Origin of the sequence: Bradyrhizobium nivariense (genome assembly GCF_029846695.2) — a bacterium.
Classification (GTDB): Bacteria; Pseudomonadota; Alphaproteobacteria; order Rhizobiales; family Xanthobacteraceae; genus Bradyrhizobium.
The window spans coordinates 37673-51451 of sequence record NZ_JARWCR020000010.1; the positions used below are offsets into that span (position 1 = coordinate 37673).

Consider the following 13779-nt stretch of genomic DNA (forward strand, 5'->3'; position numbering starts at 1 on the left):
GTTATTAAGCGGAGCGCCTACGGCGCACTCTTTTGTTTAGGATGCGAGGGGTTCCCCTCGCGCTCTCCCGCTCGCCGCGTGGCAGGGTTGCAGGACTTCGCCTGCAACCATTTGACTAGCTTGTGGTGTCGCCGCCGCGTCAAGCGTTGTCCTCGCTACGCTGCGGGAACGCTTGACTCGGACGTCTGTGTGCCTTCCTCGAAATGCCCCACGCATATGAACCATCACGATGACAGCCAAACGACTCTAACAGGACAGTTCGAACACAGAACCTAAGAGCGGCGCCCGCTGGATGTTCTCGGCCAGCGAGTCGTCCTCGCCGGGAATGTCGGTCGCGGTATCGCGCACGACGCAAGGCACCGGAGCGGTCTTGGCCAGACGCTTCTGCTTCACCAGCAGCTCCAGCGCCCGATAGCGGCGGCCGCCTGCCGGAATCTCGAACATTCCAGTCTCGGCTCCTTCGGCGTCGAGGACCGGCCGCACGTTGAGGCTTTGAAGCAAGGTACGTCTGGCGATGTCCTCGGCCAACTCCTCGATGGAGACGCCGGCCTTTATGCGCCGGACGTTCGACTGGCTGAGCACGAGCTTATTGAAGGGGATGTCGCGCGAAGACGACAGGGTGATCTTCTGAACGGCAGTAGCCATGGGTGATACTCCGCGACGGGCGACCCAAAGTCTCTCTCTGGGTCTCCAACCCGTCACGAAGCGCAGCGCCGCCCTCTTCCTCTGAGGGCGGCGCCACAAACCGACGATCAGGAAAGACGGAAAGGCACCAAGCCGGAGACACGCCGTTCCGCATCTCCGGCTTTCCGGGTATCAGGCTGCGCGGTCGAGCATCTTCTTCGCGCGCGCCTCCAGATCGAGTCGTGCGTCCTGATGGGTCTTGCCCCGCGCAACCGCCGTGATGCCTTGCACGAAATCGAACACGCTCTCGGGCTTGCGTCCTTCCTCGGATAGTTCGATGATCTTCGCTGTCTCGGTCTTCGAGAAGCCGCGCTTGCGCAGGAACTCGTTGCGGTCGTCGTCGGTGCGGGCGACGATGATTTCTCGCGCCGCCCTGATGCCGTTGACGAAGGGCATCGGTGAGGAATTGGCAAAGCTGGCCAGCGCCGGCGCCGCCTCGTGGGCAAAGCGTGAGGCGGCGTGTTTGGAGTGGCGGATGGTGATCTCCTCGAAATCCTCTACACCCCAGAGATTGCGGTTCTGGCAGACCGCGCGGAGATAGAAGCTCGCCATCCCGAGCGTCTTGGCGCCCACCTCGGAATTCCAGCAGTAGAAGCCGCGAAAGTAGAGGTCCGGCGAGCCATCACGCAGCCGGCCGGCCTCGATCGGGTTAAGGTCGTCGACCAGGAACAGGAAGACGTCGCGGTCGGAAGCGTAGAGCGTCGTCGTATCCTGGCTGATGTCGACGTGCGGATTATAGACTCCGGTCGACCAGTCGAGCACGCCCGGGACCTTCCAGCGTGTATCGCCCGTGCCGTTGCCGGCGATGCGCTGGACGGCCGCGACGAGTTCGTCGTCAAAGATGCGCCCGTATTCGGGGCCCGTAACGGCGCGAAGCTCGACGCGACCGTCTTCGATTTCGAGCGTCTTCACCTGTTCGGCGGAACGGGAGGTCAAGCCGTGCAGGTTGATGCCGGCCAGCGGTGCCGGAAGGTGCCGGAGGTAGACCGCCGGCGCTCCGACCAGGCCGGCGAGTTGGCCGAAGCTCCAGTGGGTCGGCGCGATCGGCGCGTCGGAGCCGGGGAGTACCAGAGCCAGGCGCTCGGCATCGTCGCGGCTGGCCTCAACCCGGATCGCAGCGCTCTCGACTGTTCGGGTCCGGCTTCGCTCCGTCCGTCCACGCACCGCGGCATAGAGGTCCGACAGGGACAGATAGCGCTCGTCCGCTGGGCGCGAGAACCACTCCGAGGATACCCGGCCGATGCGCGTGCCGCGGGTCACGTCCACCTTGTAGCCGCCGACTCGGTCGCGGCCGGCGCTCAATAGTTCGGCTTGGGTCATGGGTCTTCTCCACGACAGGCGCCGGAGGCCTCTCCTCCGTTCTTCAACCCGTCACGGCGAAGCCCGTCCGCCCTCTCACTCTGATGGGTGCGTTGCGGGGGTCTCCCCGCAGAGGGGGTCGGCCGAGACCACAGGCTCGGGCGCAGGGGAAGGCTTTCCCCTCAAAAACCTTCCACCGGCGTTCAGCATGTCATCGAAGCAAGTGTTTCGCACACCATCAGAACGATCCTTCGGTGATCACCAGGTCAACTATTGAAGCGAAAATGACGCTCGATATCAGGGGCAGCATCAACAATACGTAGATTGGCTCGAACTCGTATATTGTTTCGAGGAGCTGATCTCAAATGCGATATGAGCGTCGGCAGCTGTCAGTTGCAAGGCTCTGATCAAGACAGTGTCCCTAGATCGCATGCCGAGTTGTGGTCTCCACGGAACACTTACTACCTGCCACTTCCACGGCGACACTTCGAGGCGAAGGGGTATAGGTTCAAAAGACGATCGTACTCCGGAAGTTGCTCAAATGGACCAATTGAGGAGAATTGGTAAGCTACGCGCTTGCAAATAGCACTTCCGACCCGTCCTATTTTTACGCTACAGCGCGCACAAATTGGCAGCGGGATCAGCGAGGCCTTTTGTTCGGCATCGTAGGCGATATAAACCAGCATATCCGCGCAATCGGACTACACACGGCTGGCATCGAAACAAGGCAACAGCAATCTGGTGGGCTACTACGAAACTGCCTTTCCTTGCCGAGCCGAGGCCAAGGCCGCATTGTGGAAATGCCCATCTCGTCAGCGGAGTTTTGTATGACCGTCGCTGAGATCATAGAAGCGTATGCAGGGAACATGGTTGACAACGAGAACAACAAGCGGCGTCGGCTTGTGGAGTTCAAGGACGGCTGCCGCTATGGGAAATTCGGGAAGACCAAAGCGTATCAACTTATCGCCCATGAGAGTATCCGAGCCTACAAGATGGGAGGCAAGACTATGATCGACCTCGACAGCGTAGATGAATATCACGCTTCGCTGCCGAGGGTTGAGACGAGAGCAAGCTAGACGCCGTAAAGGGCCTGCTCCGAGCAAGGGATCATGATGGTGGCTGTCCCCCGATAGATGATGGAACGGGGTCACGACTTTGAGTCGGCCACAAGCATCTGGAGACGGAGGACAGCCGTGGAGAACTATGCCGGAATCGACGTGTCATTGGAACTGTCGAGCGTGTGCGTTGTGGATGCCCAGGGTAAGATCCTGAAGGAGGCGAAGGTCGCGAGCGAACCCGACGCTTTAGTCGAGTTTTTCGAGAGGCTTGTCTTTGCAGTAAAGCGGATCGGACTGGAAGCGGGACCGCTGTCGCAATGGCTGCATGCGGGCTTGAAAGGAGCGAGGCTCGAGACAGTCCTGCTCGAAACGAGACATGTGAAGGCCGCATTGTCTGCAATGACGGTGAAGACTGATCGCAAGGATGCCCGCGATCGCCCAGTTGATCCGGATGGGATGGTTCCAGCCGGTACACGCGAAGTCGGTCGGCGCGCAAACAGCTTCTCGGGCGACTTATCGACGTGGAGTTGAGTATCCGCGGGATTTTGCGTGGCTTTGGGCTGAAGGTTGGCCCGGTGACGCGGAAGACTTTCGAAGCGCGGATCCGAGAGCTGGTTGCGGGTCAGCCAATATTGGAGCGCATTGCCGGCGCGATGCTTTCCGCGCGATCTGCCTTGAAGGCAGAGTACGGAAGGCTACACAAGGCTGTGCTGGCAACTGTGCGTGACGATGCGATCTGTCGCCGACTGATGACAGTGCCAGGCGTTGGTCCCCTGGTGGCTATTACCGACAAATCGGCGATTGATGACCCTCATCGCATCTTAAAATCGAAGGCGGCAGGCGCGCTGTTCGGGCTCACGCCCAAAAAATACCAATCGGAAGAAAAGGACGTCACCGGCGGGGTCACGCTGGCCGGGGACGAGATGGTGCGGACAGTGTTGTACGAAGCCGCCAACGTTCTGCTATCGCGCATCACCCGGTTCTCAAAACTCAAGCGCTGGGGCATGGATGTCGCCAAGCGGCGAGGCTCGAAGCGCGCAAAGGTCGCCCTGGCACGCAAGCTCGCAGTGATCCTTCATCGGATCTGGGTCGACGGCACAACTTATCGATGGACTGACGCTGGCTCTATCGCAGCATAGAAGGCCTGGAGGAGATCAAGAACGCGACCGGGATGAACTGAAGCCCGGTGCCCGAAGTCCCGTCGCCGGGACGGCGGATGTGGTGAAGCCGTTCCACGCCCAGTGGTCGTCGTCATCTGACGAACCACGCGTATCTAGATAGGCTCACCGCTCCCTCTGACAGCATGATGTGGCGACCAGGCGTCGACCACGGACAGAAGCATGAGCTCGGCGGCGTGACGTTCACTCGGGAGGCTTACATCATCGGGCCCATTACAGAACGGCGTGGACTCATAACGCGCTGCCAGCCATAGCCGGATAGATGCGAGTTGGACGAAGGCGAGGTAGTTTTCCATTCGCGAGGGAAGTCGTATCAGAAGGGCATCGGCTTAGTCCAGCTCTCCAACTAGGACAGAAAGGCATCAATCATGGGCCGTAGCAACAACCACGACGACGGCCAATCCTTCTCCAAACACGGCTCCGGATCGGGCGGATCCGGAGGCGGATCCGGTTCTGACAATCACTTCCAAGGCGGCGGTAACGGCTCGGCTTGGAGCGTCAAGCGCAGCGATATTCCGCCAAATCGCCAAACAACTTGGCTGCACAACGACCAGCCACAGTTCAAGCTGACGACCGGGCCGACGACCATGGACGGGTCAGGCCGCAACTTCTCTTCGTGGGAAGGTCATCCAAGGCGATCAGAAGAACGGCCCGAAGCAAACTTTTCTAGAACACTCCTACCTGCCGAAGGAGAACTACGGGCATGCGATCAGTGGCGGGGGACTAACTGGCAAGCAACCGCAGCCGGAACGGGGTGGATTTCATGGCGCCTACCGAAAGCTTACCGGCGGGAACGATTAGGCTGTCCTAGAGTCCGATGAAGATAGTGAACGGCCACCGCCTACGCCTCGCGGCGCGTCGGTGGCCGAATATCCGGCAGCACCGAGCAACCGATCTCGATTCGCGCAGGCAAATGAACCCTGCGATCGTCCGCAGGCCGCCCCAGCGCACGCTTATAGTTCGACAGCAGGTCTTCCTCGTCTCCGCCGAAGATACCGATCATGTGCCGCAACAGGTCGGCTGCGGCCCTCTTTCCGCCTGGAATCATCGTCGATCGCGCATTGTCCCAAATGACGCCTGCGTAGGTGCAGGTACGATTGGTGGCCGGATGATTGCAATGCGGATCGTTCCCCATTGCGACGACGTTCTAATCCTTGCCATGCGCGGCGCCTATCGTCAGCGCCCCCGCACGAGCGCCGGAGTCCTCACTTTAACGATTAATTCAATGGAGAAAAGCTGCCAAACTGCGGCTCAGCGGTCGCAACATTCGACGGCAAATCTTCCGATGAAAGCGAGACTACGCCACCAAGGGCTTCTTGCGCCATCAATGCCGAGGCGACGGGTCATTCGAGTTGCGTACGTTGCGCTCCGAAGCGCCGCCGCCGATGAGCTTCAGACAGGCGTGGCACCGTCGTCGCGATCCGCGCGCAACGAGACTCTGCTTTTGGCCGCGGACGATCCTAGCGGCCGCGAAGCAAAACGGCGCCTGACGGGCGCACTATTTCGTACGATTCTTCTCGGCCGCGATGCGAACCATGGGCCAATCCTCTCCGAAGGTGACGAACGAAAGCGACTGCTCTTTCGTCAGCTCCTCGACGGGAAGGATCAGATTTTCGCGGCTATTTCGACCGACGATGAATCCGGACAAGGCTCCAGATTTCGATATGACCGGAGCGCCGACGCTTTGCTTGTTCGCAAACGGACGACCACGCGACGCAGCGAGTCCGCAATACGGAAGGCAAAGATCCTCTTCCGTCCCATCCTTGATCCGCACCTTGAACGTCTCGCCGGTCAAGCGACCAAGCTTGTTGTTCTTGGCCCTAGATTGCTGATTGCGACACGAGCCCGAGGACGCTGGAAAAACTTCTTCCGCATTGACACGTCGAACTCGGAAATTCGGCCGATCCCAGAGATTGCTTCGGAAGTCCCGTACCGTCACCATCTTTTCCGATGACTCGACCGGATCGTTGAAGAGCGGAGATGCCTCGAGCTGAACCGCCTGAAAACCTAGGTCGGGCGACTTGTCGCCCAAAACGTCGGCGACCGGAACGAAGCGGCCGACGCGGATGTTCGACCGCCCGGGTCCACGAACCAACTCGCAAAGGCCGGAATCCACTTTGCCCAACCGGGTATGCGGCGTCATCAACGCGAAAACGGCAGGCCCCTTTCGGACCAGGGCCGACAGCATCATCTTCGCGTCTTTCTTGCCATTGATCTTGACCCTTATCAGCGTACCTATGCGCAAGGCATTGGAGCTGACACTTGACGGTTCCCGGAGACCTTTCAACTCAGTTTTCATAGTCGATGTCTCTCGTAGTATCGGGTTCGCCCAGCTCCACCAGAACAGGCCCGACCATCAGCGGGAATAGATCGAACCCTTCGGCTCTTCTGATATCAACCTTGGGTAAATTTAGTTTGATCGGCTCGCCCTCGATGTGGTTCCGGTGCACGCGGATATTCGAGAAGTCCAGATCGTAGGCCCTAGAGATCAAATCAAGTGAATGCTCGATGGAATCCACCAGCACCTTTATGCTGATGGCAGCCTTGCCTACTCCCTTACGGGTCCACGCATATTTCGTGGAGTCGTATCCGGGCAGTAGGGCCGCATCGAGATGCTCGAAGGAAAGCTTCCCGAGGCGGACCAAATCGGCCTCATCGAGGATTTCTTGCGCGGCCGGTGGGGCGCCATGCCGCACCATGACCTTCGCGAACCGTGTCGTCGGAGGTTCTATGCATTCAGGCGGGCCGCGCTCCGGAACCATGGTCGCGTGATCGTCGACGGTCTTGAGGCTACCCTTCACGTGCGTCACGCACCGCTCCGGGCCATTGCTAAAATGGGAAAGGAGCAGCTTGTTTATGGGTGCGGCCGAAAAGGAATAGACACTCTTGCTCTCGTGCAGGAGCGTGACAGCCGGTGCGGGCTTGCGCTTGATGAAAGGCTCGAGCTCCTCTGCATCTTCGTCTTCAAGATGTACGGTAGAATAGAATGGGCAAGTATCTTCGCTGTCCTTTTTTCCGACGGCGACCCGGGCACGCCGCTCCTCTTCGACCGCCCTTACGTCCGCCTTCATCGGCTTTTTGGACAGTCGCGCCGCCAGAATATGCGCCGCCTTCGTCACGTCCTTCCCGAGAATCGGAGAAAGCGCGTCGATCAGGCCGCCATCGCCCGACCCGCTGACCATAAATTCATCGCCGGATTCGATGATCGACGATGGAGACCAGTAGGGAGGGGTCTGTAGATTGCCGAATTGCCTCTCGGCCGCGAAGCCGGTGGCGACGACGCAAATATCGGCCTTCAGCTCGGTCTTGTGCTCGTCGGCAAGCTTGATCGTTAGGGGCGTCGTGGTGTGATCGATCTCTTCCACTTCTTCGTGGATGAATGCGACGTGCTTGGCGAAGCTCTCGTCCCACTCCTTCACCATCGCCTCGACAACTTCGGTGACCGGTGCTTGAGCCCAATTCAGGAAGGGCAGTTCGGTCGCGGGCGTCGGCTCCTGGAACGGCCAGAAGATGATATTGGGATGGAGCTCCCGATGGATGGCGTTACGGTAATGGGTGAAATCCACCTCTTCCTTGTCGACGATGGTGACGTTGGCTCCGAGGCTGCGGAAAGCGGCAGCGATGGTCCTGCCCGCTACACCAGCCCCAACTATGCACACGCTTCGATGCCCAGGTGCGAGATGTCGATCGGAGATCTCCGCCGCCAGAGCGAGCGCTCGTAACTGTTGGGAATAGAAGTTCTGCTGCGGAAGAAACGGATTGAAGACGAAGAGATTGTCTGTGAGTTTGCACGCCTCATAGACGTGCGCGCTGCGTTCTGCATCGATTGGCATGCGTATCTAGCGTTCGCATTATTTCGGCCACCGCCGAGGAGGCGACAGCCTGTGAAAAGGAACTTCTCGAAAGACAGCAAATAGAAGCCGCGACATGGGAGCATGCCGCATCCGCAAAAAGTGACGGCCGTCTTCGTCCCCGAAGACGCACACCCATCCCCGTTCAATTGGCCCACGACAGGATAGTAACAACTGATAGTTGCGTAAAGCGATTTTGTTAGATTTTTTGCCAAAACTAGGGGCGAGCGATACGAGCGAGCGATAGCTCCTATACAGGAAGTCGACGCATCCGCGCCAGTGGCCATGGCTGCGGATTCGCCCAGCTTGTCGCGACAGTCCTAGGCCGGCAAGCCCTTCGCCTCCAAGACGACGGCGCCGGTGCCTCGGTCCCGAACCAGACAACTCCGACGGCGTTGGTCGTCAGCGCCTCGAGCCATTCCTTGATCTTGTAGACGCGTCCGACTCGCCGTCAGCGGTGAACACGAGATAGTGGCAACGGAAGAATCGGCTCGAGGTGATCGCGCGGCTGAACGTCCGCGCTATGGACATTTTCCGGGTTGCTCAAAAGTTTGGTCATATGAACCTCCTTTGAATACCAGATAGGTAGGAGTGACATAGCTGGACTTCAATACTGCGCCCGGTTTAGCAGCGTCCTCATCGTGAAGGACAATGGAGGGGTACGCATGACAAGGGCCTCCCATAACCTCGCGATCGATCCCTCCGGGAGTTCGGGTCAGAGCTGGGTTCGATTCCGGTCGGGGAATTGTGGAGTCCGGAACGGCATAGGCGTGCCCCGCTGCCGGAAGCCTGCTGTTTTATTTTTGTCGGCTAACTTACTACGCGTCATCCTGTTGGTATTTGTGTTGGTATCGGCAGCAACACAAGAATACTAGAGGATTGCCGGGCAGGCCCCAGGCTAAAAACCTCTGAAATAACATCCACTTACGCTATTGGTTTGATTCCGGATTCGCAGAAAAATTTCGCGGCGCATTTAAACCACACGTAAAAATTCACCGCGGCTGTCCGATTTATTGGCATTTTTGTTGGTATCGGGAGAACAAACGTTCGAGTCGACTTTCGCTATTCCGAACAAAGGAATCGAGCAGATGGCCCGCAAGAACCATGGCGTGTGCACTAACCCTGGCGGCCGCCCGGCCTTTCAAGCAATGGGCCGACGAGTGGCTCGCAAAGAAGAAGGTGGAGAAAGTCAAACGCAGCCGGATCGTCGCGGTGCGCGACCCCAAAACCATCGAGGTGCTTGAGCTGCGCGTGGGCTACGTCAACGATCGCTTCGGCAAGCTGTGCAGGCAGGACATCAAGCGTCCGGACGTGCTCGCTTTCATGCGTTCATAAAGAAGAAAGCTGGAAACCCGAGACCGCGTACGTAGCATCGGTGAGCAAATCTGCAACTATGCCGATGTCGAAGGCGACGCCTACACCTGTTGCTGCGCTTTTCCACCTGCGGCAAACGCCACACCTAGCCGTCAACAAGCTGTCCAGATGAGCGTGCGCCCTATGTCAGTGGTGTGGCCAGATCGAACCTCTGTGGCAGCCCGGGCCGAAATCTGTCGTAAAAATCGAGACCGCCTGAAACGAAGTCACGCGCTTCGTCGCTCCACTTGTAAAAGCAAAATTGAATGCTGCTCCTGTCGAATTCGAACGTGTAGAACCCGTTCTCTGAGGAATATTCGGAAGCACTGGGGCAACAGAACAGATGCATTTCGTGATGAGCGCCCATGACGGGGAATTCCGAGTTGCCGGGCTTACTGAACGAGTATTCTTTGTGGTCATGGCCAAATAACACGCGCCCGCCTCCAGCCGCCCTCGCGCGAGTCTTCGCCACGGTCGACGAATCTCCGCAAATATCGACGGCGTAGAGTCGAACACGAAGAACAGCACCGCTTGCTCATCCGGGACGTTTGGAACGCCCTCCCTTCGGTAGCCGACGGCATAAGGATATTCGGTCGGGATTCCAAGTGTCTGCTCGAAGAACGTTCCCGGCTTTTGGAAGCCGACCCACGCGCGGGTGAAACGATCGTGATTGCCCGGCAAGAGGATCCTGCGCGTCTTGCCTGCGTTCAGACCGCGCGTAACTGCGCGCGAGCTGCCATCCCTCAATTCTCCTTCACTCATGAAATCAAGGGCATTCATGATCGACTTATGGGAGCCGTCGGTCGAAAGGTCCTCGGTCGCGAGCATCAGGTCGAACTTCCCGTCGGCGAGCTCCAGCTTTTCTATCTTTTTATACAGCCTGGCCACTTTGCTGATGTCGTGACCTTTCGCCTTCAAGAACAGAAACGGACGCTTGTAGTATGCGCGCCCCTTGTTCGCCAGATTGGCCGTAAAGTGAAAATCCGATAGCTGTGCGATTCTGCAGATCGTGGGCATGTCAGGCGCTCGTCACGCTGTTATCGGAAGCGGGCCCTGGCCGATCGCGACGGAAACGATTCTCCTCTGTAAGTGGCCGCGTCACGTACTCCGCATCGCGGCTTTTTCTGGTGAAGGCGAGCCCCTCGGAAAGGACAATCCTACACGGAAGGGGATCGCGAATGTCGCGATCAAGCTTGCTTCGTCGACCATCCGCTGCATCCTTCCATCCGAGAACCATCGGAGCGTGAAGCGTGGGACAGAAGTTACCTCTGAAGCCAGAAGCGCTTGGCCGATCCGGTCTTGTATTCTGCTTGTCTTGGTTCGTAGTTCCTCGATTTCCCCGGCTGCTCTTATCGAACCGATTCCCACAACCGATGCGCTTCCCAGGCCGAGCGCGACGTCGAGCCGCACTTCCATAAGGAACAACGCGAATTCGGACAGTGCGTGGTCCAGGCCGCTTGAATTCGCGATACCTTCGATGATTTCCGCACGAGACATTCGCGAGTCGCTGAAGCGATCTATGGTTTCGATGTCGCTTATCTCGCTCGGGGAAAAGTTCTTATCGGCCTCCAGGCTGCGGATGCGTCGCAGCACCGATTCTCCGATCGAGTTCACGAGCGCGGTCAGCACCGCGTTGCGTTCGACGGGAAGGAGCGCCCGTCGCGTCAAGCTGGCCTTCCGCACTGAGTGTCAGAGGAAGATAGGAATTGACGAAATATGATTCGCTCGCAGGCCCACACTCAAGCTCCTCACGTTTGTTCGGAATGCCATTGGTTGCCGCTAAGACTTCCAGAGAGACGATTGACGTTCCCGGGATCACGTTCTTGAGTCGCACAAACGACAAGCGTATCGACTTCGCTGCGCGAGTGCTCACCTGTGAGATCGTGACGCATCAATTCATCTTTGGCATCATCGTTCTGCCTCTAAATCTGATCTTGGTGGCGATATTCTCTTTCCAATCTATTAGCGGTTTTCTGCAGAGTTGGGCGGCGCCGTATGCTGCAAAGACAAGTTTTCTCTTTGCCTACTGGATCGAAGGTCAGTTATTCGCCGGCATCGCGACGGCCGGCTTGGTTCTCGCGATTGGTACGACGAGATCCTTGCAAGCTCGCCGACGATTGCAACATGTAGGCTCGCAGTTTCAAAGACACTACCTCGAACCGGTTGGGAAAAAGGGTACTCAACTTCGAGAACTGGTTTGGTCACTGTGGCGGGACGCGTTCTCACATCGATGGTCCAAGCCAGAGGTCAGATGGTTTGCCAAGCTCAATGTGTCAGCGCGGGCACTTGTGATCGCCGACGCTCCAACGATCGCGGTCAGCGCAGGTCTTTGGGAACGGGTGGTTAAAAAAGAGAGCGATCCCCTGGTCCGAATCATTTTGGTGCACGAGACGGCCCATCTTGCGTACCGCGATATCCGCGTTTTCCGATGGCTCGTTCTTTGCCCACATGCTTCACGTATCGTCCTCTATTCTCTGTTCTGGACGGGGATGGCGATCACAGCGATGTATGCTCTGGCAGAGCTCGCAGATTACTTGGCACCAGACGTTTCACTGAGGGCGCTCGGAGGTCGGCTGGCGACAGTAGCCATCATCGGTGGCCTGCATTTCGGCACCGCGCCACTCACCGACATGCTGATTCAACGGTACATCGGATTTATCACGGCTCTTATGGAGCTGAGGGCAGACGTGGTCGCTTCAAGTGAGGCGGGCGGTCTCGAAAATGTCGGGCTTACAATGTCGATAGATCCCACGATCTATCGCTCGGGTAGCATTGATCTGGGGCGTTCTCTGGTATCCCTCAGCCTAAGTCACTTGCCGGAGAGCGAGCGCTCTACGCTTTTGCGAAACCAAGGCTGCTGACCCCAAAACTTCGCTACTTCGCTCTTTCGCTCATTCTAAGCATCCTTCAGCCTCTCAACGGCGCTGTGTTTGCCTACTTTCCGCAGCAACTAGCCCTATTATCGGTGGGTGCCGTTGCAACAGCACAGATAAGCGCGGCTGTGATTATGTTCGTCCAAATGCCTTTGGCCGGCGTGAGACGCCCTAGCGCAACACGAACGACCATCGTAGCCGCAATGATCACGATGGCAGCGGCATGCTCGCAGATAAATTTCGAAAGTACGACAGTCGTGTCCTTCGTGTACTCCGAGCTCGCTGCTTTTCCGCCTCCAGGTGTTGCGAAACCGGCTTCGACGGTCTTTTCGGCCGCTCTTGGCGCGGCTGAGCTGATTGTTCGCGACCTGAGCGAGCCCGTCTTTAGTTGGACCGCCTTGTCAAGCATTGTTGCCACCGGCTTCATCCTGAGATGGTTGTTCGCGCAAGGGCCCCAGATCGCGCCAATAATTGAGAGTCGTTTCTGGCCAATAGTCATTCTTGCGCTGTGTGCTGTGCTAGGGTCGCTCGCCGCAGTTACGATGGGTTTGCCAAGGTTGGAGTTTAGACAAGGGTATTCACTGCCGCTCCCTACTTTTTCGCTAGGCCCGTTCCTAGGAATGTTGGCTTGCGTCGTCTTGCGCGCATTTTCACGGCGGCGTCAAAGATAATGCACCGAACAACGCGAAGCCATTTCGGAACTCTCCGAATCGCGCGAACGCTTGTTTATATCCACGGCATTCCGGCGGTGATGTCGTCGATGCAATATTTGGTCGGAAAACCGCCGAGCCCGAAGTCACCGAAATATCGAAGCCGATCGAACGTGTTGCAATCGGCTCCGGGCGTGCTCGCCGTGGCCGCTGGGACGAACTTCATGAGATACTGCCAAAACAGAAAGGCGGCGGTGGCAGTCGGGAGCGCGAATAGTCCATAGAGCCACCAGCCGATCCGGATTTTAGGAGCTCTCAGATTCTGGTTCAAAGATCGTGCCGAGCGACCATCAGATTGTCTGCCTCGAGCTTGAGCGTCATCAGAAAAAGAAAGGCCAAGATCGGACCGAGTATCACGATAATTCCTGGACTGACGTCGATCGAGAGCCCTAGGACGGAAGCCTTCCCAGTCGTCGATCCAATGCGGAACAAGACGCGCAGGAAGAGGAGGAGCAGGCGACGATTGCCGAAAGCTCGCAGGAAGGTGCTCTCTGCGGAGAGATACGATTGCATGACGGCTCCTCGAAGGCCCGTTTTTGTTCCCGATCGCTGGCGATTCGAAGATCCGATAGGGCGTCGAATCTTGAGACCCCGACGCCCTATCAGGGGTCGTGCCCCGTCGCTCACCTAATGCCCCTGACCGACATCGGTCAATGAAACAAGTTCGCTTCGTTTCCGGTTGTCTGCCGAGTCGACCCCGGCTTGCGATGCAACGGCCGGCTGCCTACCTGCCGGAGGCTATGTCCCCCAGATGCATCTACTGCCGCATCGAA

General features: G+C 58.0%; 11 protein-coding genes and 2 pseudogenes. 4 read left to right on the top strand and 9 right to left on the bottom strand.

Annotated features, from left to right (window positions below):
* Positions 1-276: 276 nt before the first annotated feature.
* Both QCM77_RS10850 and QCM77_RS10855 read right to left on the bottom strand, forming a co-directional pair.
* Positions 277-645 (bottom strand): annotated as a pseudogene (locus QCM77_RS10850) (ParB/Srx family N-terminal domain-containing protein); the annotation flags it as partial.
* Positions 646-816: 171 nt separating this feature from the next.
* Positions 817-2004 carry a DUF932 domain-containing protein gene (locus QCM77_RS10855; protein ID WP_279683360.1) on the bottom strand — a complete coding sequence of 396 codons (1188 nt, stop codon included), beginning with the start codon at positions 2002-2004 and terminating at the stop codon, positions 817-819.
* A gap of 806 nt (positions 2005-2810) precedes the next feature.
* Here QCM77_RS10855 and QCM77_RS10860 point away from each other — a divergent pair.
* The gene (locus QCM77_RS10860; RefSeq protein WP_279683362.1) at positions 2811-3059 is read left to right on the top strand and encodes a hypothetical protein; all 249 of its coding nucleotides are present in this window, start codon (positions 2811-2813) and stop codon (positions 3057-3059) included.
* A gap of 117 nt (positions 3060-3176) precedes the next feature.
* Positions 3177-4180 (top strand): annotated as a pseudogene (locus tag QCM77_RS10865) (IS110 family RNA-guided transposase).
* Between the two features lie 880 nt (positions 4181-5060).
* Here the strand turns inward: QCM77_RS10865 and QCM77_RS10870 are convergent.
* From QCM77_RS10870 to QCM77_RS10880, 3 genes are all read right to left on the bottom strand, one after another.
* Entirely contained in the window at positions 5061-5354 is a 294-nt protein-coding gene (locus QCM77_RS10870) for a hypothetical protein (RefSeq protein WP_279683363.1), read from the bottom strand.
* Between the two features lie 363 nt (positions 5355-5717).
* Entirely contained in the window at positions 5718-6518 is an 801-nt protein-coding gene (locus QCM77_RS10875) for a hypothetical protein (RefSeq protein WP_279683365.1), read from the bottom strand.
* Positions 6508-8052, bottom strand: coding sequence for an FAD-dependent oxidoreductase (locus tag QCM77_RS10880; RefSeq protein ID WP_279683367.1), 1545 nt, complete (start codon positions 8050-8052; stop codon positions 6508-6510). The genes QCM77_RS10875 and QCM77_RS10880 overlap by 11 nt, the downstream gene beginning before the upstream one ends.
* A gap of 1122 nt (positions 8053-9174) precedes the next feature.
* Here QCM77_RS10880 and QCM77_RS10885 point away from each other — a divergent pair.
* Entirely contained in the window at positions 9175-9405 is a 231-nt protein-coding gene (locus tag QCM77_RS10885) for a hypothetical protein (RefSeq protein WP_279683368.1), read from the top strand.
* A 165-nt stretch (positions 9406-9570) separates the two neighbouring features.
* On the opposite strand, the gene QCM77_RS10890 is transcribed toward QCM77_RS10885, so the two are convergent.
* Together QCM77_RS10890 and QCM77_RS10895 are read right to left on the bottom strand one after the other, a co-directional pair.
* Positions 9571-10440: a metallophosphoesterase gene (locus QCM77_RS10890; protein ID WP_279683370.1), complete on the bottom strand. Its 870-nt coding sequence runs from the start codon at positions 10438-10440 to the stop codon at positions 9571-9573.
* Between the two features lie 81 nt (positions 10441-10521).
* A complete protein-coding gene (locus QCM77_RS10895) occupies positions 10522-11091 on the bottom strand; it encodes a hypothetical protein (RefSeq protein WP_279683372.1) in 570 nt (189 codons plus the stop codon).
* Between the two features lie 38 nt (positions 11092-11129).
* On the opposite strand from QCM77_RS10895, the gene QCM77_RS10900 reads away from it, so the two are divergent.
* Entirely contained in the window at positions 11130-12284 is a 1155-nt protein-coding gene (locus QCM77_RS10900) for a hypothetical protein (RefSeq protein WP_279683374.1), read from the top strand.
* Between the two features lie 738 nt (positions 12285-13022).
* Here QCM77_RS10900 and QCM77_RS10905 read toward each other — a convergent pair.
* Both QCM77_RS10905 and QCM77_RS10910 read right to left on the bottom strand, forming a co-directional pair.
* On the bottom strand, positions 13023-13172 hold the full coding sequence (locus QCM77_RS10905) for a hypothetical protein (RefSeq protein WP_279683376.1): 150 nt from the start codon (positions 13170-13172) through the stop codon (positions 13023-13025).
* 101 nt (positions 13173-13273) lie between these two features.
* On the bottom strand, positions 13274-13519 hold the full coding sequence (locus tag QCM77_RS10910) for a hypothetical protein (protein ID WP_279683378.1): 246 nt from the start codon (positions 13517-13519) through the stop codon (positions 13274-13276).
* Positions 13520-13779: the final 260 nt, after the last annotated feature.

What these genes read in the sequence shown, in the direction of transcription:
- QCM77_RS10855 (WP_279683360.1), bottom strand. Translation starts at nt 2,004, where the DNA reads ATGACCCAAGCCGAACTATTGAGCGCCGGCCGCGACCGAGTCGGCGGC.
- QCM77_RS10860 (WP_279683362.1), top strand. Translation starts at nt 2,811, where the DNA reads ATGACCGTCGCTGAGATCATAGAAGCGTATGCAGGGAACATGGTTGAC.
- QCM77_RS10870 (WP_279683363.1), bottom strand. Translation starts at nt 5,354, where the DNA reads ATGGGGAACGATCCGCATTGCAATCATCCGGCCACCAATCGTACCTGC.
- QCM77_RS10875 (WP_279683365.1), bottom strand. Translation starts at nt 6,518, where the DNA reads ATGAAAACTGAGTTGAAAGGTCTCCGGGAACCGTCAAGTGTCAGCTCC.
- QCM77_RS10880 (WP_279683367.1), bottom strand. Translation starts at nt 8,052, where the DNA reads ATGCCAATCGATGCAGAACGCAGCGCGCACGTCTATGAGGCGTGCAAA.
- QCM77_RS10885 (WP_279683368.1), top strand. Translation starts at nt 9,175, where the DNA reads ATGGCGTGTGCACTAACCCTGGCGGCCGCCCGGCCTTTCAAGCAATGG.
- QCM77_RS10890 (WP_279683370.1), bottom strand. Translation starts at nt 10,440, where the DNA reads ATGCCCACGATCTGCAGAATCGCACAGCTATCGGATTTTCACTTTACG.
- QCM77_RS10905 (WP_279683376.1), bottom strand. Translation starts at nt 13,172, where the DNA reads ATGAAGTTCGTCCCAGCGGCCACGGCGAGCACGCCCGGAGCCGATTGC.
- QCM77_RS10910 (WP_279683378.1), bottom strand. Translation starts at nt 13,519, where the DNA reads ATGCAATCGTATCTCTCCGCAGAGAGCACCTTCCTGCGAGCTTTCGGC.